14 protein-coding genes are annotated in these 19,369 nt (G+C 62.3%); 7 read left to right on the top strand and 7 right to left on the bottom strand.

Annotation, left to right across the window (positions count from 1 at the left end):
* The first annotated feature begins 152 nt into the window (after positions 1-152).
* Together EB75_RS05365 and EB75_RS05360 are read left to right on the top strand one after the other, a co-directional pair.
* Positions 153-5,840, top strand: a complete 5,688-nt coding sequence (locus EB75_RS05365) for an ATP-binding protein (protein ID WP_142239436.1) — start codon at positions 153-155, stop codon at positions 5,838-5,840.
* Positions 5,841-5,842: 2 nt separating this feature from the next.
* Entirely contained in the window at positions 5,843-7,030 is a 1,188-nt protein-coding gene (locus EB75_RS05360) for a hypothetical protein (RefSeq protein WP_142239435.1), read from the top strand.
* A 204-nt stretch (positions 7,031-7,234) separates the two neighbouring features.
* Here the strand turns inward: EB75_RS05360 and EB75_RS05355 are convergent, their stop codons facing one another.
* The 4 genes from EB75_RS05355 to EB75_RS05340 all read right to left on the bottom strand — a co-directional run bounded on the left by EB75_RS05355 (position 7,235) and on the right by EB75_RS05340 (position 13,141).
* Positions 7,235-10,585: a TM0106 family RecB-like putative nuclease gene (locus EB75_RS05355; protein ID WP_073694443.1), complete on the bottom strand. Its 3,351-nt coding sequence runs from the start codon at positions 10,583-10,585 to the stop codon at positions 7,235-7,237.
* Between the two features lie 55 nt (positions 10,586-10,640).
* Positions 10,641-11,648 carry a hypothetical protein gene (locus tag EB75_RS28675; RefSeq protein WP_142239434.1) on the bottom strand — a complete coding sequence of 336 codons (1,008 nt, stop codon included), beginning with the start codon at positions 11,646-11,648 and terminating at the stop codon, positions 10,641-10,643.
* Positions 11,649-11,873: 225 nt separating this feature from the next.
* Positions 11,874-12,362 carry a DUF3293 domain-containing protein gene (locus tag EB75_RS05345; protein WP_073694442.1) on the bottom strand — a complete coding sequence of 163 codons (489 nt, stop codon included), beginning with the start codon at positions 12,360-12,362 and terminating at the stop codon, positions 11,874-11,876.
* 8 nt (positions 12,363-12,370) lie between these two features.
* Complete coding sequence (locus EB75_RS05340) at positions 12,371-13,141, bottom strand: hypothetical protein (RefSeq protein WP_061007087.1); 771 nt, start codon at positions 13,139-13,141, stop codon at positions 12,371-12,373.
* A gap of 337 nt (positions 13,142-13,478) precedes the next feature.
* Between EB75_RS05340 and EB75_RS05335 the strand changes: the two genes are divergently transcribed.
* The 4 genes from EB75_RS05335 to EB75_RS05320 are packed head-to-tail and all read left to right on the top strand — an operon-like array spanning position 13,479 to position 17,625.
* Complete coding sequence (locus EB75_RS05335) at positions 13,479-13,838, top strand: DUF732 domain-containing protein (protein ID WP_073694441.1); 360 nt, start codon at positions 13,479-13,481, stop codon at positions 13,836-13,838.
* Positions 13,839-13,855: 17 nt separating this feature from the next.
* The gene (locus EB75_RS05330) at positions 13,856-14,815 is read left to right on the top strand and encodes a metallophosphoesterase (protein WP_073694440.1); all 960 of its coding nucleotides are present in this window, start codon (positions 13,856-13,858) and stop codon (positions 14,813-14,815) included.
* Between the two features lie 60 nt (positions 14,816-14,875).
* Positions 14,876-17,290: an AAA family ATPase gene (locus tag EB75_RS05325; RefSeq protein WP_073694439.1), complete on the top strand. Its 2,415-nt coding sequence runs from the start codon at positions 14,876-14,878 to the stop codon at positions 17,288-17,290.
* Entirely contained in the window at positions 17,287-17,625 is a 339-nt protein-coding gene (locus EB75_RS05320; RefSeq protein WP_073694438.1) for a hypothetical protein, read from the top strand. Before EB75_RS05325 ends, EB75_RS05320 begins: the two co-directional genes overlap by 4 nt.
* Positions 17,626-17,654: 29 nt before the next feature.
* Here EB75_RS05320 and EB75_RS05315 read toward each other — a convergent pair whose 3' ends face one another.
* The 3 genes from EB75_RS05315 to EB75_RS29200 all read right to left on the bottom strand — a co-directional run bounded on the left by EB75_RS05315 (position 17,655) and on the right by EB75_RS29200 (position 18,921).
* Positions 17,655-18,179: a GNAT family N-acetyltransferase gene (locus EB75_RS05315; RefSeq protein ID WP_073694437.1), complete on the bottom strand. Its 525-nt coding sequence runs from the start codon at positions 18,177-18,179 to the stop codon at positions 17,655-17,657.
* 10 nt (positions 18,180-18,189) lie between these two features.
* A complete protein-coding gene (locus EB75_RS05310; protein ID WP_073694436.1) occupies positions 18,190-18,492 on the bottom strand; it encodes a type II toxin-antitoxin system TacA family antitoxin in 303 nt (100 codons plus the stop codon).
* A gap of 288 nt (positions 18,493-18,780) precedes the next feature.
* Positions 18,781-18,921: a hypothetical protein gene (locus EB75_RS29200; protein WP_166428199.1), complete on the bottom strand. Its 141-nt coding sequence runs from the start codon at positions 18,919-18,921 to the stop codon at positions 18,781-18,783.
* On the opposite strand from EB75_RS29200, the gene EB75_RS05305 reads away from it, so the two are divergent.
* Complete coding sequence (locus EB75_RS05305) at positions 18,920-19,321, top strand: DUF2510 domain-containing protein (protein WP_073694435.1); 402 nt, start codon at positions 18,920-18,922, stop codon at positions 19,319-19,321. The two genes, EB75_RS29200 and EB75_RS05305, sit on opposite strands and share 2 nt — an antisense overlap.
* Positions 19,322-19,369 lie beyond the last annotated feature (48 nt).

Genomic DNA, 19,369 nt, shown 5'->3' with positions numbered 1-19,369 from the left:
AGTATCCGCGAATTGAACTGCGTTGTTCGCGCGAGTTCCGCTGATACAAATCATTTGGCTGTATGGGCAGTGCGGGGGCGCGCGGAGCGCGTCATGGCGGTTGGTTAGTGTGACTTGGTTATGCCGACGATGTGGTTGGGGGTTGTGTAGACGTGGGCGCAGAGAATCGCGTTAGGGCGGCGCTGAATGCGCTGACTCGTGACGACATTGCCTTAGTGGCGGCAGTTCCAGGGCTGGGCAAGAAATGGGCGGGTTTCGCAAAGGTTCGTCAAGCGGACCTTGAGAAGGGCTTACCACGCGCAGTTATCGGTGTCCGAACCGCGATCATGAAGAATCCTCAGCCGTTCGCGCAGACGCTGGCTCAGCTTTGGGAGAACGCCATCGTCGACGCGATTAAGAGCCCATCGTCAGCCTTCGATTACGACGGCGAATATGACGATTTGTCCGCCGGCGCGTGGGCGAGCGCGCACGCTATCGGCAGTTCAGGCGCTAAGGCGTTCCTGTGTGCCCTTGCCGAAAGCCAGAGCGCGGTCGCCGGCGATGTGGCACGGCGGCTCGATGAATTACTGGCGCTCACCGATGATCCACCGAGAACGATGATGGATCTTGACCAGGAAATCGATTCGATCGAACCTACGATCGCCGACCACTCGTTGAGTGATGACGATGAAGCAGACAGCGGGGGCGCGGACGAATCTGTTGGCTGCACAGCCAACGGTCCTTCGGCGGACATGACGGACCTAAAACGCCTAATGGCACAGGTTGACTCGCTCATGGCGGCTGGCCTCGTATTGGCCGAGCAGCTGCGTGCTGCGGCGGATCTTGTCGAACGCGGCAACGTCACTGAACCCGTGACCACCGATAGTTGGTCTGAGTCGGTCCGATCGTTGTTGGCCGAGGCCGTCCCGATCGCGCAATCCGCAGATCTCGCTGCTCTGCGTGAACAGCTTGTGCTAGTCGAAGCTGACCTCGTCGAGCGTGAAACCAAGCAGTACAACGACGCTGTCGATGCACTTCAGATCATCGAGATGCTCAAAGGGCAAGGCCGCGACGAGATGGTCGATGCGATCCTGGATCGCTTCGGGTTCAGCTCCATAGCTGAGGTCGAATCGATAGCACAGGGGGAATCCCGCGCCGAAGAATCCATGCCGCCGGCATCGCCGATGATTGGCGAGCCAACTGACGCGGTTGACGAGGCGAAACCCGCGGAACACCAAGCGGCCCAGAAGAATCCCATTGATTCGTCCGCCCCGCGCAACATCGTCGGCGATCCGTCGACTCAGGAATCTGAGACGTGTCTTTCAGTTGCCAAGATGGACAGCGGTCGCGAGGCGACGATTACGGAGCCGCAGCAGGCGGAGCCGACCGAGCAATTTCCGAGTACTGACGATGTCGCCGAGAAGGGACGAATACCTCGCGTCGACGTCAAGTGGCAGGAGGACTGCGCCGGAGCGCACACCGCCGGGCACTGCACGGACACTGGCGCTGAGGTTGGCAAGGACACGTCAACGGTCAATAATCTGTCGGCGCCATTTGATGAATTTCCCTGGGACGCTGGCGACCCGCCGCTAATCGGTCAGCTGCTACTTGACGGTCGAGAAGCACTGGCCTACCAACTGGCGGTAGCGACAGGCGAGACCGCTGCGCGTCGTCGGCTACTTGAACTTTCGTGCGCTGCCGCAGGATGTGCCCGCGATGCGCTCGAGCTGGCGCTTTCGGAATTGCTGCCGTCGGAAGCGGAGATCAAACAGTTCGACGCGAATGAAAATCGACTGTTGCTGGCAGCGGCCCTGCGTGCGGGCTTGAGACTGGGGTACGCCCCGCTCGGGCTGCAGTCGCTGCTAGACGCCGCGGATCTTGCGCCGACGGGGATGCTGGACATCATGACCGCCACCGCGACCGCGGTGCAACGCGGAAACCAGCGATGGCGGGCGGCCTCCGCCACCGACAGTGACGAGCTGACCACACGGTGGGCCGAATTTGCTGAGGAAGCCACCCAGCAACTTGACACGCTTCGTCGTCGGGTACTGAAACTCCAGCGTGGGTCGAAGGTGATACATCAATTGGCCAAAGAGGGCCAGCCGCTGGGCCAGGCATTGACCCGCGTTGCAGACTTGACCAGCCAAGGGGTGTCTGGCGCATCCAGCGTGGATTGGCCGAACATCGAACAATTCGCGGCCGACCTCCGGGACCACGGCAAACGTGTGCGGTTGATTAATGACGCCGACGCCGAAGTCAGCTCATCGCAACAGTTGAGGAGGTCGATAACCGCCGGTGTCGAGAGGCAGCTGCACGATTGCCTAACCACCGCAGGCGACCTCCTGTCGCGAGTGTGTGCGGTGCGCAGAGCGATCCTGTCTGCAGGCGATCTGAAAGACATTGCGTCTGCGGAGGATCTTGACCGTGCGCTCGGAGGGATGCCTCACGGCCTCGCCGCGCACACTGTGGGGGATGCGGCGCTGATCGCGCTCGTGGACTGGCTGCGCGACTACGACGTCGATCCCGTTGGTGCGTCCGTTGCGTCCGTTACGGATGCGGCGCTATTGGAGCTGTTTGAGCTGCCTCGTGATGAGGAAGGCCGACCGGCACAGCCTCCGACGCCGGCGGAAGTCCTCACTTTGCTGGAGCCGCGTGACCCGCACTTGGTCGTGTCGGGCTATTTGGCGAAGGGTGACATAGCGGCCGCGCGCCAATTCGTTGCCGGTCGCGGGCTGGAGGGTGCCGGCTATGACGACGAGATTCTCCGAGCAGTAAAGGCAGCCAGGATTCGTTTTGAGCAGGCGCGCGCGGAGGCGGAGCAGGGGGCGGCTCGGTTGCGGGCGCTGTATCAGGACGAGATCGCTCGCGAGTTGAGTGAGCGGGTCGATAAGATCAGCGGCAGCCTGCCGCACGATCGTTTCGATCTCGCAATTGCATCCCTCAAGCTGATCAGCTCGGAGGCGGAACAGGCGCTGAGTAAAGAACGCAGCTCGCTTGAGGCACGTGCGAATGCGCTCGTCAGTGACGAAGATGGCAAAGCTCGAGTTCTCGATCGGCTTGACCAGGGCGATGAGACACTGGCCGTCGAGTTCCTGACGATGCTGGAAAACGGACAGCAGCTTCCCGAGGCTAAGCAACCACCTGGCGACGACTTCAGCGAATTCTTCCCGAGAATTGTCGAGGTCGCGGCGCGTGCGCAGGCCGACGGTGGCGACGCGGTCGCTGCAGTCCGCCAAGCTCTGTCGGTCACAGGTGATCCGTCAGATCGTCAACTGCGGGACGGGTTGTCGTCGTGGATGACGATCAAGAAGCAGCGGCGTGGTGGTGATGATTTCCGTACGTCCTTGGCGAATGTTCTGAGAATGGTTGGGCTGGTGCCCCGTTCGCAAAACTGGTCTGCGGAGATCTCGAGGACAAAGAACGCCGGCTATGCGACATTCAGGGTTTCCGGGAATCCAGTGGACCGTTCATACGTGCCGCAATTGGGTACCCAAGCGCGGAGTTCGTATGACGTGACTCTTGTTTGGGATCGGGTGACATCGAGTCGATTGATGGACTTCATCGATGAGCGCAACACCACGCGGCCGAATATCTTCTTCTATTTCGGCGTGCTCAGTCCGGCTGAGCGGCTCCATCTTCGGGCACTGACGCGCGCTACAGGAGGCAAGGGATTTTCTCCCCTAGTTATCGACGACGCGGTGATCGGTTGGTTGTCGAGTCGGGCTGAACCCGGCTGGCGCTTCACTCAGCGGGTAACGCTGCCATTCACCACCGTGAACCCGTATTCGCCACACGCTGCAGGCGAGGTGCCCGAGGAGGTGTTTGTCGGGCGCGCTGAAGAGCGGGACCGAATCGAGAATCCGACCGGCTCGATGTTTGTATACGGCGGTCGACAGCTGGGTAAGTCGGCGCTGCTGCGTCGGGTGGAGCGGCTGTACACCGATCCGCGTCCCGACGACACCACGGCCCGTACCGGGCGAGTCGCCGTTTATATCGACCTCAAGGCCGCGGGCATCGGAGAGTCTCAGGAGCCGGCTAAGCTGTGGCCGCTACTGGCCGAACGTCTGCGCGAGTTGGGTGTCGTGTCTTCCAAGAATGGTCGCCGCGTTGGTGTCAATGAGGTCACCAGTGACATCAGCGAGTGGCTCAAAGGTGAGGCTGCCAACCGGTTGTTGGTACTGCTCGACGAAGCAGACTACTTCCTGACCGCGGATGCCAACTGGGGCGATCGGCGCGACCGCGGTGGATTCCCAGTACTGCAGGCGCTCAAGGGCCTAATGGAACTCTCGGACCGCCGATTCAAAGTCGTGTTCGCGGGTCTGCACCAGGTCCAGCGCTTCCACGACACATCCAATACCCCAGTGGCACACGGCGGCGATGACATCTTAATCGGCCCGCTAAAGAACAGCGACGCGTACGACCTGGTTGTTGATCCGATGACGGCATTGGGATATCGCTTTGATAGCCCCGAATCGGTGTGGCGGCTGCTGCTGATCACCAACTACCAGGCCAGCCTCGTGCAGATCGTGTGTGAAGCGCTTGTCAAGCACCTGCAGAACCGTCAAATCCCGGAGGCCGGAGGGCGTATTGCAGTCACCGCGAACGACATTCGCGATGTGTGCGCGAACCCTAAGGTCCGTGAACTCATCGCCCAGCGGTTCCGGTGGACGATCAACCTGGACAGCCGCTACCGCGTAATCGCGTTGGTCGTCGCGCTCAACAGCTTGGATTCCGAACCTGGTGCGACCTTCTCTGTCGACGACGTACGGGAGGAATGTGAGACCTGGTGGCCGGCCGGATTCAACCCAAATGAATTGAGCCGCAACGAATTCGAGCGCTACTTGGTCGAAATGAAGGGCCTGGGAATTCTGGATCGGCGTGAGGACCGTTGGGGTTTGCGCAGCCCGAACATCATCCAGATGCTCGGGACCCCGGAACGCCTTGAGAAGGAACTTCAGGACGCGCCGGCCCACCTCGAACCACCGGTAGAATACAACCCGGCGATGGCGCGGCAGATCATTGGCGATTCAGAAGGTATCGCCGCCCCGCGCTCCCCGCTCACCGATCAAGAGTTGGCGTCATTGCTCAACGCTGACGCGCGCGTTCAGGTGGTGTTCGGTAGCGACGCGTTGGGTATTGACCGGGTGACGCGCGTTCTCGAGCAGTTCGCCCAAGCCAACTGGATCGACGTGGTGACGGTGCAGAACGCACAAGCGAGTGAACTCAAGCAAATTGGGACGGGACGGAAACGCACGCACGTCATCGTCGATCTCAGCGGCCAGCGAAAGGGAGGGGACCTGGCTCGGCTGTGTCGTGAACTATCCCAGAAGCGTCACGTCACCGCTACTATCGTGTTAGGGAGTGCTTTTCTAGAAAGCCGTGGCGCGCTGAGTGTTCCGGTATTGGCGTTGCGTCGTTGGTCGATTGCCGGCCTACGCGCCTGGTACGGTTCGCCATTCGAGGGTCCTGAGGCGCGAACCCGGCTACACCGGGTCACGTCGGGTTGGCCGAAGCTGATTGAGGAAGTCATGGCCGACATCAGTAGGGGCCTGTCCCAGGATGATGCGCTCGACCGACTCGAGACCAGGCTTCGGACTGTCGAGGGGGCGAGGCAACTGCTCATCGATTGTGGTATTGCCAAAGATGTGTGCGAGGCGTGGGTTACCTGGTTCGTCACCTCTGGCCCGGACGGTGTCGTACAGCTTCCAGTGTGCGGTGATGACGTTTCCGAGGCTATGGATCTGGACGGTACGCAACTGCTGCGTAGCCTCGAGTCGTTGGATGTCGTCACCAGCGAGGGCGATAGCTGGGCGTTGGACGCTGTTGTTCTCGCGGCGGCTGTCGCATTGCACAACGAGTGATGATGGACGAACGGATCTGGGCTCTGCCTGGGCCGCGCACGCTCATCGCAGACGCTGTGCTCGAGCTCAACCGGCATCGCCATGTATCGATTGTGCTGCCCGAGAGGCTGGCCACCGACAGTGTGGTCACCGACGCGTTGGCAGTCGCGCTGTACGACGAGGCGCCCCGTACCACTGCGATTCGGCGTATTTATTCTGAGCCGGGCTCCGATTCGCTGTTGGAGGTACTTAGCCGTGCACTGGTCTTTGATGATCCGCCCGCTACCATCCCGGAACTGTTGTGCCACCATGAGGTTGCGGGTTCAGTTGCGCTTGTAGTGGCTAATGAGTTGACTCAAAGTCAGCAGGCCGAGTTGCCGAACGTTTTGCGGAGGTTGGAACGTGAAACTAAGTCGATACCCGGAGAACAACGCGTCACGTTTGCAGTAATCGGTGGGCGACAGCATCTGCCGTATTTCGCTGGTGGCGAAAGCACGGACGTGTCGCTGGCGGCAGTCTGGTGGTGGAACCGGATCGCGCGTTGGGACGTCGCCGCCCACATCAGCGCCATTGACCACACTCTACGCGCGGAGGGACGTGTGCTGTCAGACGTGCGCGCCGAGACAATCGTCGAGGTAGCCCGTTGGGATCTGAACCTCGCCGAGACGCTGGCACGAGAATGGTCAGGGGACCCAGAGGACCTTCGCGGACACTTCGACGAAGCTGAAGGGCAAGTGGCCAGTGCATTGGCGACGGATCGTTGTGGCGCCCAGCCGGGTGTTGCAGTCCTCGACCTGTGGGACCGTGGCCATATCGATGGTTGGCATGACCTGCATTCAGAATCAGCGATGAATACGACGGCAGCTTCAGGCCGACTCTCCCGACTCGTATGGGCTGCACAGGCCCGCATCATCCTGCCTTGGATCGAGCAGCACCGCGAAGTGGTCCAATGTAGAACCTCGTTGCACCTCGGTGACCATCGATTCCAGGCTGCACTGCAGGATTTGTTCGACCCGCCGTTGACCGATGCCAGTCTCGTCGAGATAGGACCGCTCAAGCGCATAATCGAAATCCGCTTGGGCGAGGCTGATTTCAACCTCCGCGCGGCCGCTCGCCGTCTATACCATGCTCGCAACGAACTCGCACACCTGCGACCACTGAAGTTTGCCGAGCTACGCGAACTTGTGGCTGCTTGCGCAAATTTGAGGTGAGCCGAGATGGGTGCACCGAGCACCATCGCTGAGTCCACCAGGTTTGAGTCATGTTTGTTTGATCTCGGTACAGATGCACCTGGGATTCCAGCCGCGTGTTCGAGGAGTGGGATTCTAGAGTCGAAGTAGACTCCTCGGCGATCCCACGACATCAGGCATTGGGCCGGCAACATCCGGACACGAAACCGGCGCCGAAATAGCGATTTAGGGAGTCGTTGCTTCCACGTACGCCGCCACCGTTCCGATCAACCGCATCTCGTCGACATCCCGGGCGCGGGCGTTGAGGAGTTCCTCGGTGCAGATGAGGTAGGCCAGGCAGCGGGCTCGGCTTACTGCGACATTCAACCTGTGGCGGGAGAACAGGAAGTCCACTCCACGGTTGATGTTGTCGCGGCTGGAGGCAGTCATGCTGAACAGCACCACCGCGGCTTCGCCGCCCTGGAACTTGTCGACGGTACCGACCCGCACTCCGTTCAGCGCGGGCTCGGCGGCAAGCCGTTGCTCGACGGTGCGGACCTGGTCGTTGTACGGGACAACGACCATGAAATCTGATGTCGTCAAAGGGTTTTGCGCGCCGTGCTGATTCGTCCACGAAGTTCCGATGAGTGCGCTGATCTGGCTGGCGACCAGATCGGCTTCTTCGGGTGAAAAGGTAGAGCGGCCGGTGTGCTCGGCGCGCAGCCACCGCAAGCCCGTACCTGCCGCGGTGTTTTGCTGGACACAGGAGTCTGCGCTTGCGAGGCGGCCTTGATAGATCTGCGCCGAAATGAACTGGCACACATCGGGATGCATGCGGTAGGTCGTCGACAGGAACACCCCTCGCTCCGAGGGCATGGTGGTTGCCTCACCTAGGAGGTAATCGAGGACACTCAGGCCGCTGTGCCCTGGATGGCTAGCTTGGGCCACCTGGGGCAGTTGCAGCGGGTCACCCAGCAGGATCACGTTGCGAGCCCCGGTGGACGCTACGGCCGCATCGGCCAACGACATCTGCCCGGCCTCATCAACCAGAAGTACGTCAACCGGCGGCGCGGCTTGCATCGCCGATGAGGCAAACAACCACGTCGTGCCGGCCACCAGATTGTATTCCGGGTCTGCACAGGCGGGATTCTTGTCGACCACATCGATCCCGGGCAGCACGGGATTACTTCCGGACGCCGGCTTATACACCCCGCGCAGCAACTCCAGTTGGTTCTTCTCCGCGAAGACGGCGACCACGCCGCGCAGCACGTTGATGATCGCGTGGTGACTGGTCGCGGTGATACCGACCCTCTGGCCTGCCGTGATCAGGGTGTAGATCAGATGCGTTGCACTGTAGGTCTTTCCGGCCCCAGGCGGACCCTGGATGCCTACTACTGCGGTGTCCAACTGAGTGACCCAGCGGCACATGTCGTCGATGTCATCGGTGAACACACCGCCGACTGGTCCGCCGTTGTCGCGAAACTGAGGCAGGTCTCGGCGCAGTAGCGCCGCGGTCGCTGTCGCGGGCCTGTTCCCGTCCAGCCAGCCGGTCGCGTAATCCTCTAGCGTGTCCGTTTTGGCGCGCTGCGAGACCCATTCGTGGAGCACAGCTGCGCTAGGCACATGGCCGTCCTCGGCGGCCTTCTTGCTCTGTACCAGCTCGAGAAAACCGGCGTCTCGGTCGAGTCGGGCGATTTTGAGGTCGAAGCGCTGGCCCTCGGCGTTGATGGTGTGGACGTCTCTGTCTCGGTCGCCCTCCGTCGGGAAATCATCGAGCGCCTGCGGCGGGAAGGTGAACCCCAGAGATGGCAAGACCTTTCGTCCCTTGGTGCCGGTCCGCTCGACCAGGCCGGTGTACTGAAGGGCGGTGATGACAGCTGCGTCGTCGAGCACGTCCTCGGGGTCTGATTGGAGTTTGATCCGCTTAGGTGCGTAGTACGCCCACCATTCGCGGCTCCAGTAGCCCAGCAGGTCTCCCAGCAGGTATTCCACACTGTTCGAGTCGAATTCGTGCAATCGGACGATGAGCTCACTGGGGGTGTAGCCCTCTGGTTCCGGTTCGGGGACGAACCATTCAAGGTTCCGGGGACGGCGCGCGATCAGCCAGTCCCGTAGCGCCATGGTGGCCCGGACATCGTCCTCGTTGTACCGGGCGATGTCGGTCAGCAGGCTGGCGTCGCCTTCTGTCATGTACTTTTCGTACTGAACCACGGCGCCGGCGCCCTTGTCGATTTCGTGGCTGCGTTCGAAATCTGTTAGTCGTTCCAGCGACTTCAGTCCGTAGCTTTCCGTTCCTACTTGGAAGCTGTTGCGCGTCAGGGGGTAGAGGTCCACGAACACCCCTTGTCCGACCAGTTCGGCCAGGACAGCTTCCCGCACCCGGTGGGTGGCGACCAATGCCTCGAGGGAGCTGCGTTCGGTGTGGTTGTAGTGGTAGACGTGCATCCCCGGATGCGTCACCCGCCTGGCAGCCAGATGATCGATGAGGGCGGCAGTGGCCTCAGCTTCCTGCTCGGGATTGTGTGCCCACCATTCCCGATAGTCCCAGGTTCCGCTCACCGTGCGCTCGATCAGCCCGAACAGGAAGAACAGACCGGTGTCGGCACGCCAGAACGGGTGGCCCTCGAAGTCCAGAAATACATCCCCGTCGTCGGGGTGGGGGAGTTTCTCGAGTCCTCGGCCCCAATCGGTCTCATCGACCGGCTCGATTGCGGTGAATGGCGGGCGCTCCTCGGGCTGGGCCTGTAGCTGCAACGCGGCCTGACTGGCTAGGCGGGTCAGCCTAAGCGGCCTTACGCCGGTAATCGGTCCGGTGGTCTGGGGGAGCGCCGTCAGGGTGGTGACGCCTGCGGCGGTCAACGACTCGATGTCGTTTGCGCGGATCCCGGCCACGTAAATCAGCGAATCCTCTTCTCTCCATTGATTTTCGCAGACATCGCTGAACTCGCAGAATTGGCAATGGGTGCATCGGGCCGGTGCCGTGCTGGCGGCGGGGCCCGCTGCGAGTGCAGTGCGCAATTGGACGCGCAGCCGGCGCCAGTAGGCACTGAATTCATCGACCCGGTAGGACTCCACGGCCCCCGATCCCAGCCAGATGTGTATGCGCGCTGGTCGCACCCCGGTCAACGCTTCGACAGCATCCGCGTAGAAACACAGCTGCAGGAGATGCCCGGGTTTGGCCTCCTTGCGCGCCAGCTTGGCGTCCACCGGCTCATAAGAGACCACACCATTCTCCGGGTCCTGCACGCGGATAAGGAAGTCCGCGATGCCTCGGATGCCGTCATGTACGAACGGCATCTGGTAGATCACGTCGCTCCCGTTGGCCATTGGGTTACCGACGCGTTGTACCCAGCTGGCGAATTTCTCTCCTTCCCAAATGGCTGGTACTTCGTCGATCGACTTCTGTTGCCGGTCGTAATCTGCGAGGCAATCTGCCTCGTGCTGTTTCCCTTTGTCCGCCAACAACTGTGCGAACGACCCGAACGGTTGATTAGGTTTCGCGAGCGTGCCGTCATCGACCTGGTTCTGCAACGACAGGTAGTGAGCGCAATCAAGCCATGCCGTGACTTTTGACGGGGTCAGCAGCCGTTCCGCCATGCGTTCTCCTCGTGTGCTGCGCGGGCGATAGGTGTAGTCAGGTAGGACAAGTCAACTAAGGCGTGAGGACGTCGGCCGCGAACCGTGCGCGGAGAGCTGCGTAGGTGAAGAGGTTCTCCAGCATCCCTGATCCGGCGAGCTTATTCGGGACGAACGTTGAGAACGCTAATCCGTTCATGTCGGCCTCGAGAAAGTCCGGTGACCACGCGCCGAGCGCCGCGAGTCCCGGTGGCACCCAGTCGAATTCCTGCGCGTTGAGTGTATTTGCCATGATGAACGCATTGTCGACCCCGGGAGCCAACGGCAGTTGCAGGACGAACCACACGCCATTACCGAACACCGGATGGGGTTGGTGTGTAAAAACCTCGACGCACCCGGCCGGCCCGGACGCCGCGAATGGCACTTCTGCACTGAATGCGATGTCGTTGCCACTGCCACGACAGTGGAGTCGATCGGCAAAAGCCGGCAATCTGCTCATCCACGACCCCAGTGGCTCGCCAGGCATCGCATCGGGCTTTGGATTCGAAAACACCGACGGAGCTTCGCCTTCACTGATAACCATGCCGGCGAACGCCCGGAGCTCGTTCGGATCCCCATGAGCTCCAGTGCTTGGATTGGACGACAATGCTCGGGACCCACGGCATTGGTGAGCCAAGCGGTCAGCCAAGGCGTGAGCCATATAGCTCTGCAGCACGGTCGGAAATCCAATCAGCCTTGCGGCGAAGCCTGTGTTGCCCTCGTGAATCGACATCGAGCAGTAGACCCTGATAGTGGCCGCTTCTCGATCCCAGATAAACGCATTCATGGCGAGCTCCCGCATGTTCACCCGCGCAAGCAATGGCTCGGGATTGGTATCGGGGTCGACACCGGTAACGACGTCGGTCCACACTCGTAAGGTGCACTCGTTCCCGGAAGGCGTTGATCGTACTTCACCAAGCGCGAAGTGTTGAGCTAAATCGCCTGACCACCAGGTGAATCCGCGGTCACTCCGGACAACCCACTCGTCCTCGATCATGGGTGATTGCCGTAGGTCGTCGATCACTGTCATTCCGAAATCGCTCACGGAGTAGTCCTTTTCGCTTGCGTGCCGACCGGTCGTGTATTGGCTGCGTCCGAAGTCCGTTGTGCCGCCTTGAGTTGAAAAACTTTTGGGTAATCGTCAGTCATTCCGATCTCGCTCCTGTCTGACCCACAGCAATTGAGGTCGGTGTCGGAAGTTGCAGAAGGGCGCGAACTGAGATCCCCTTGTGAGTACACCTGCGACAGAAGCGGTCCCTGGCGGGCGTCCTCATCTCTTGGGTTCCCACCGCCATGGGTGTCGGTCGACCCGATCAGTCGCGCACGCAAGCACTGACCACCATGGCCCCTGCCAGCTGAAGATCGCCACCTGGCCAAACTGCAACCCGATGGCGCGGGCCATGTCGTCGGTGAGCCCGAACACAGCCCTGCTGTTCTCGGCGTGACTTCCATCGAACGCGGTACCGACAACAGGAACCGTACTAATGCCACGTTCGGCGAGTTCGTGATCGAGGATGCCCAGTCGATTGGCGCTGTCGGTGTCTTCGGGGTCGGCATCCGGTTGGACCGCGCTAATCACGTGAAGTGGTCCGAACGGCGGATCGTCGCCGTCGCCGTCTGGTGAAGGAAGAACCTTGCCCTCGGCGAAGTGCACTGCAGTAGCCCGGTAGAAGCGCCACGGCTCGTCTGGTTCGCCGTCGTGGGCGAGCTCCGCCAGGTCCGCTGCCGAAGTCCATTCAAACTCGGCATAAGTCTGCATTGGTGCCCTCAACTTGTCCCGTCCCCCGGTCGGTACGTGCCCGACTCGAGTGCATCGTCGAGCCAGCTGTCGAAAGAAGGCAGCGACCCGTCGGGGCTGGCGCTTCCTAGGAAGAGGTGGAACAAATCGTCGAACTCTCCCCACCACTCGTCTGCCGGGCGGTAGTACTCGGCCGCGTAGTCACTGCTTTCTCCGCTTGAATCATCGAATTCTCCCGCCAGCCAAACCAATTTCTGGGCCAGGTCGACCCACCTTTGGGGGTCGTTCGTGACGTTAGCGCCACCGGATGTGGGTGCGGCGCCGATGAGCGTGGCAGCTCCCCGGACGCCGACATCGCCGGAGTAGTAGCTGAGATGCACGTCTTGGCCGTTCGGCCATCCTGCGATGCCGCAGAACGACACACTTGAAGCCATCCCGAGCCCTGAGCCGCTGACTACAGACCAATCGATCGTGTGCTCGCCGTCCCAGGTCATGACCACGTCACTCTCTAGAGGCTCGTCGCCCCACGAGGGTTCTTCCCACAAGCTGAGGCCGATGCGCCCTGGCTCAATCACCTTCGACAGCTGATCGACTGGATCTTCCTGCCAGAGTTCGAGTTCGACTGCGTACCCGGTGTCGGTGCGGGTGATCTGATACGGACGGACCCCCTTCTGCGCGTATGGCGCCGCTTCCGCGGGCGTCAGGCCGAGTTCGATGAAATCCTCGATGTCGGCCGGATCGACACCTGCTTGTGTCCAGGCGTGGGCGTGGGCGTCGGTGACGGGTGGGTCGGTGCTCATTGGACGGGGCCTTGATGAGGATTGTCGTCGGCCCCGGACCACCGCCGATGCGCCGCGAGCGCGAGGCGTCGTCGTTGGTGGAGCACTTGATTCTCTATCGGGCCGAAGAACGCCCGGATGTCGACGTCCAGCACGTTAGGTACCTCCCCTTGATCCTCAGGGCAGGTTACGGCCATCCACCGACATGGTGTGGCGGGTATCGGCAATGTACGCCGTTCGGACTACATCGTTCTGCAGCAGCATCTCTCGCGGCCAAGGTCGCGTAGCAATGTCGGTATCTCCTGCCATTCTGTAGGGCTCGCACAAAGCGGGCGTTCTCAGATGGACGGAGACCCCGATGACCACCTACTCCCATCGTGTTCGCGCACTGTGCCTCGCCGGATTCATGGCATTCGTTGGGCTCGTCGTCGCGGCGCCTGCCCATGCCGACCAGTACGAATTCGTCGCCGACCTCGACAGCAACGGTGTCTTCTACTCGTCGATTACCGACGTCATCGACCAGGGCAAGCTCGCCTGCCGATTGATGCGGTCGGGTGCCGGGGTGCCCGCGGCGCTGAACTTCGTCTCGCGCGGTGGATACTCCGACTACGAGACCGGCATCATCGTCGCCGCGGCATCGTTCAATATGTGCCCCGACACCCAGCCAGTGGTCCGGGCGTTTCTCCACCCCGCCGGTAACGGGAACACACGTACTTGAGGTGCGATGATCAGCCCATGCCTGGTTACGACGTCATCGGCGACATCCACGGCTGCGCCGATCCGCTGGAGTCGCTGCTCGATGCCATGGGCTATCGCCACACGGGCGGCGCCTATAGACACCCGAGCCGGCAAGCGGTGTTCGTCGGGGACCTCGTCGACCGCGGACCCCAGCAGCTGCAGGTGCTGGACACCGTCAAGGCCATGGTCGACGCCGGCAGCGCGCAGATCACCATGGGCAATCATGAGTTCAACGCGATCTGCTACGGCATCCCACGCCCAGACGGCGACTATCTGCGCCGCCACTCGGACAAGAACACCCGCCAGCACAGGGCGTTCCTCGAGCAACTGACCGCCGACCAGCAGCAGTATTACCTCGACTGGTTCCGCACCATCCCGCTGTGGCTGGACCTGGGCGGACTTCGAGTGGTGCATGCCTGCTGGCACGAACCGTCGATGAAAGTCGTTGAGCAGGAACTGGGTTCGAATATATTCTCCGCGGACACGCAGTTCTTGGCGGCGTCGACCAAGGAGCATCCACTGTATGAGGCGGTCGAGACACTCATCAAGGGGCCCGAGTTGAGCCTGAGCGACCACGGGCAGCTGCCCTACCTGGACAAAGACGGGCACGCCCGCGACCAGGCGCGGCTGCGGTGGTGGAGTACCGGTTCGGGTTCGACCCTGCGTGAGCTTGCCGAAATATCAAGCACTTTCACGACTCAGGACGGCGTGCCGTACCCGGAGCTGCCGGCGCTGCAGGTCGCCTGCGCCGACCACGTCTACCGCGGCGACGTGCCGGTGGTGTACGGCCACTACTGGCGAACGGGCACACCCGAGCACGGTGCGGATTGGACCGACCGCACGGCCTGCGTCGACTTCAGCGCCGTCAAGGGCAGCGCGCTGACCGCGTACCGGTGGTCGGGGGAATCCACTGTGCGGCTGGAGAATTACGTCCAGGCGCCGCCTCCATCCACCTGAGTACACGCCGGCTATACCAAAGTGCTTCTGACTGTCGGTGGCCCGTAGTTCAATCTCCGTGTGGAGCAGACATCACACGACACCTTGGCCGGCAGTGAGGAATCGGTTCAGGATGTCATCTTCCGGCTTCTGGACGACGACGAGAAGCTCGACAAAGCAGCCAAGGCGGTCGTGCTGGATGCTCTCGAGTCCGTCGTCGACCAGGGCAGTGGCACCGCCGGTACCGATTGGTCACCTACCTTTCTCAGCAACATCAAGGTGTCTGGTTTCCGGGGCATCGGATCGACGGCCAAGCTCGATCTGCATCCCGCTCCGGGACTGACCGTGGTGAGTGGCCGCAACGGCTCCGGCAAGTCGAGCTTCGCCGAAGCGCTGGAACTGGCACTCACCGGGACCAGCTACCGGTGGCGGGAGCGGCAGTCGCTGTGGTCGGAGTCCTGGCGCAACCTGCACAAGCCCAATCCCTGTGCGGTGCGCGTCGAATTCACCCGTGAAGGTATCGGCCCGGTCACCGTCGGCGTGGATTGGGCCGATGAAGCTCAACTCGACGACCGCGATCTGTGGACGCAGTCGGGCGGCAACGAGCGCACCAAGGGCATCGACGAACTCGGCTGGACGAACCCGCTGGAGCTGTATCGACCGGTGCTGTCCTACGAAGAACTCGGCAGGCTGTTCGACGGAGGTCCATCGGTTCTGTATGACGCGCTGGCCAAACTGCTCGGGCTGGATGTACTGACCGCGGTGGAGAAGAAGCTCGCCGCTGATCTCAAGGTGGCCAGGGAATCCCGCGACGCCGCCGACAGCGAGCGGCGGCAATTGATCGCGGCCCTGGGGGACATCACCGATGAACGCGCCGAACGCATGGTTACGCTGTTGCGGAAACGGCCGCCGCCCCTGGACGATGTTGTCGCGATCATTAAGGGCGTCGGCTCGCCTGAGGTGAATGTGGTTGCCGCACTGCGAGACTTGTCGCAGTTCACGGTCCCGTCCATCGACGAGATCGCGTCGGCGGCATCGCAGCTGCGGATCGCTGTCGGTGATCTACAGCGGGTGGCCGTGGCTGCTGCGGCGTTAGTGGACAAACGCGTCGGGGTGCTGCACGCAGCACTGGACTTTCACGAGCATGCCGGCGACACGGGTTGTCCGGTCTGTGGCGGCGGTCAGCTCGATGCTGATTGGGTGGCACGGACCCGGAGCGCTGTCGCCGACGCTGAAACCGCACTGGCGGAATACCGTTCTGCAACAGCAAAACTGACGGCAGCGCGCCAGACTGCGGCCGGCGTGGTTGGCGGTTTTCTGCAGGCAGCCGCTGTTCCCGGCATCGAGTTGGCCGGCCTCGAGAGCTACAACAAGGCCGCCCTCAAGGCCGGCGAGGTGCCGACCGACGACCTGGAACTCGCCGATCATGTGGAATCGGTGCTTGTCGACGCAGTCGGTGCCGCGGACGTATTACGCGTGCAGGCCGCCGCGGAGCTGTCCCGGCGCGAGGATGTCTGGGCGCCTGTAGCGGAACAGATCGCGGCCTGGGTGCCCAACGAACGACATGCCCGCGAATCCGACGACCAGCTCAAAGCGCTCACCGCGGCCAAGAAATGGGTCACCGACAACGGCACCAAATTTCGGAACCTGAGGCTGAAACCCATTGCCGCCCAAGCGCGCCAGATCTGGAGCCAGCTGCGGCAGGAGAGCAACGTCGACCTCGCCGAGATCACACTGACCGGTACCGCCACGAAACGCAAGGCGGTTCTTGGCGGATCCGTCGATGGCCATGACACGCAGGCACTGTCGGTGATGAGTCAGGGCGAGCAGAACGCCGTCGCCCTGGCGCTGTTCCTGCCGCGCGCGACATCGGTCAAGAGTCCGTTTCGTTTCGTGGTGCTCGATGACCCGATTCAGGCGATGGATCCGGCGAAGATCGACGGCTTCGTTCGTATCCTCACCGACATCGCCCAGACCCACCAGGTGGTCGTGTTCTCGCACGACGACCGGCTGGCATCGGTCGTGCGGCAGACCGGGGTCAACGCCCGCCTGATCGAAGTCATCCGCGAGTCGGGGTCGAAGGTGACGATGCGCCCCAATGTCGACCCGGCCAGCCGCCTCGTCAGCGATGCGCACGCGATGATCAAAGACGAGAAGCTGGCGCCGGCAGTCAAGGACCGCATCGCGCCGAGCCTGTTCCGCATGGCTCTCGAATCGGTTGCGTCGCAGGTGCATTACGCAAAGCAGTCGATCGCGGGGGAGTCGCGCGTTGAGGCAGAGGCGAAATGGGCGTCGGCGAAGTCGACGAAGACACGGCTGGCATTGGCCATCCTTGGTGACCCGGCAGCAGACTTGTCGAATTGGCTCAAGGCGAAGCCGCATCGCAAGCATGCGGTCGAAGTCGGCAATGCCGGTGCGCACGGTGTTCGCGGTGTTTCCGACGTCGACGTCAGCGATTTGCGGCGCACCGTCAAAGATGTGCTGGCGGAGCAATGAGCGCAGTTGAACTCCTCGCCCAGGCGCAGACAGTCTTGAAAGGTTCCAGGGCAGACGGGCTATCGGCGCGCATGGCGGCGTTCCTGGCCCGGCAGGCTCTCGAGGAGATCATCGAACAGCGGTGCGCGAATCTGGATGCGCCGGCATCGAGGGCGACAACGCGGAGCCAACTGGTTGTGCTGCGCGCCTTGGACACTCAGGATGCTGCGGATCGTGCGGCGATCGCATGGAGCCGGCTCAGCGTGGCCTGCCATGTGCACGCGTTCGAGTTGCAACCGTCCACCGCTGAGGTTGAGCACCTCTGCGGAGTGGTGGCGTCGCTGTTGCCGGGGTGACGGGCGATTCGTCGGTCACCCCTCACCCCTCACCGTGACCCGTCGTCCAGCACTGCCGCTGCGATCGCCTTCATCGGAATGAGCAGATGCAGCGGGTCCACTGGGGACTGTACGAATTCCGCGTGGTGCAGGTAGAACTCGCGGGCCGCGTCGTCGCGAGCATGAACCAGCAATGCCGGTGCTGCCACTGACTGTGACAACATCAGCACTCGGAGCATCGCATCCCGCAGTAGCCCCCATCCGAGCCCGCGGCCGTGCCATTGCTGGTCGACCGCTAGCCGGGCCAACAGGTAGCACGGGACGGTTGCTGGTGCGGTCTTGGCGATTGCCGGGGGAGCGGAGTCGCGCTCGTATCCCGCGACCGTGATGGCGTAGTAGCCGACGACTCGTCCTTGGTGCGCAGTGATGTAGGTGGTTGCGTTGTTGGCGCGCTGATTCTGCCAGCTGTACTTTCGGAGCCAGTCATCGAGTTCTGTTGCACCGGAGGAGAAGTGGGTCCGGTCGTGGTGCTTGGCAAGTTTCTCGGGCGGAGCTGGCTTGTGTTCGCTGGTCAACGAGCGTCGGTCACTCGCTCGTCGCGAATGGATTTTCGCGCATCAGCAGCCGTCGCAGTTTTGGCATCGGCTGCAGCGGAGCGTCCAGTAGCGCTTCAAATTCGGCCCACTGGTGATCGTCGGCGACGAACCATCGGCGGTCGGCGAGTACCCGCTCCGCGCGGTCGAGGGCACTGGCAAGGATGAAGTCGGTGACGGTGGTGTCGCTGGCCTCTGCGGCCTGCCTGATCAACTGCTGCTGGCGCGCGCTGACTCGGACGTTCAACCGCTGGTCGCGCGTGGTTTTCGCGGTGGCGATATCGATCCTGGGCATGAGAACCTCCGTCAGTTCGTATGTACATGGTACATACAAATTGAGGGAGTGTGTGGTCGAAAATGCCGACGCATGTCATGTTCGGCTATCGAGCTCGGGTCGCTGATGCAGAGTTGGCGGACCGGTTGTTTCGAACAGCGCCGGCCATCTGCGCCTTCGCAATGCCGCACGGACCAGGGTGGCTGCTACGGGACTGATCCGATTGTGCTCGGTCCGCGACGTCGCCGCTCCGAGATTGCCTCGCGTCGTGCCGATCAGGGCCAAACTGTCCGCATGCGCCCCGCGCGGTTAGGTCTGCCGCCGGGCCGCCACGGCGATCCGCACTCCGAGATCGTCCAGCTCGCCGAGGCCCGCGTCCGGCGGTGCCAGTTGTCGGTGGTCGGTGTCATTCTGTTCGGCTGCTTGAAATGCGCCGAGAGGAACCGACATGCCGAAGCACAACTATCCGACCCCCGCGCCGGGTTGGTACCCGGACCCCGGCGGCCAACATGGCCAGCGCTACCACGACGGCCGACGCTGGACGGAACACTTCGTCCCCACCGCGCCCGCCGCCCCGGCGCCTGCGGTCGCCGTCGCAGTATCAGCCGGCGGTGGACCCAACCACGCGCTGCACGCCATTCTGACCCTCCTGTCCTGCGGGCTTTGGCTACCGATCTGGGGCCTGATGGCGATCTTCGGCGGAGCATCCTCGTCGGTCGCGATTGCCAACGGCGGCAACGGCCTTGGTGCCGTGGCACGTGCATCGGGGAGGCGCCCCGCAGTCGGCGTGGCCGCGGTCTTCGGCGGCTTGTTTCTGCTGGGCACTGCTCACGAGCACCCGTGGCTGTAGGGTCTGCTGCACGAATAGGTGACATCTGAGTTGGCTTGCCCAGCATGG

It is taken from the genome of Mycobacterium sp. ST-F2 (assembly GCF_001905655.1).
GTDB lineage: Bacteria > Actinomycetota > Actinomycetes > Mycobacteriales > Mycobacteriaceae > Mycobacterium.
This window is presented reverse-complemented; position numbering and strand designations above follow the sequence as displayed.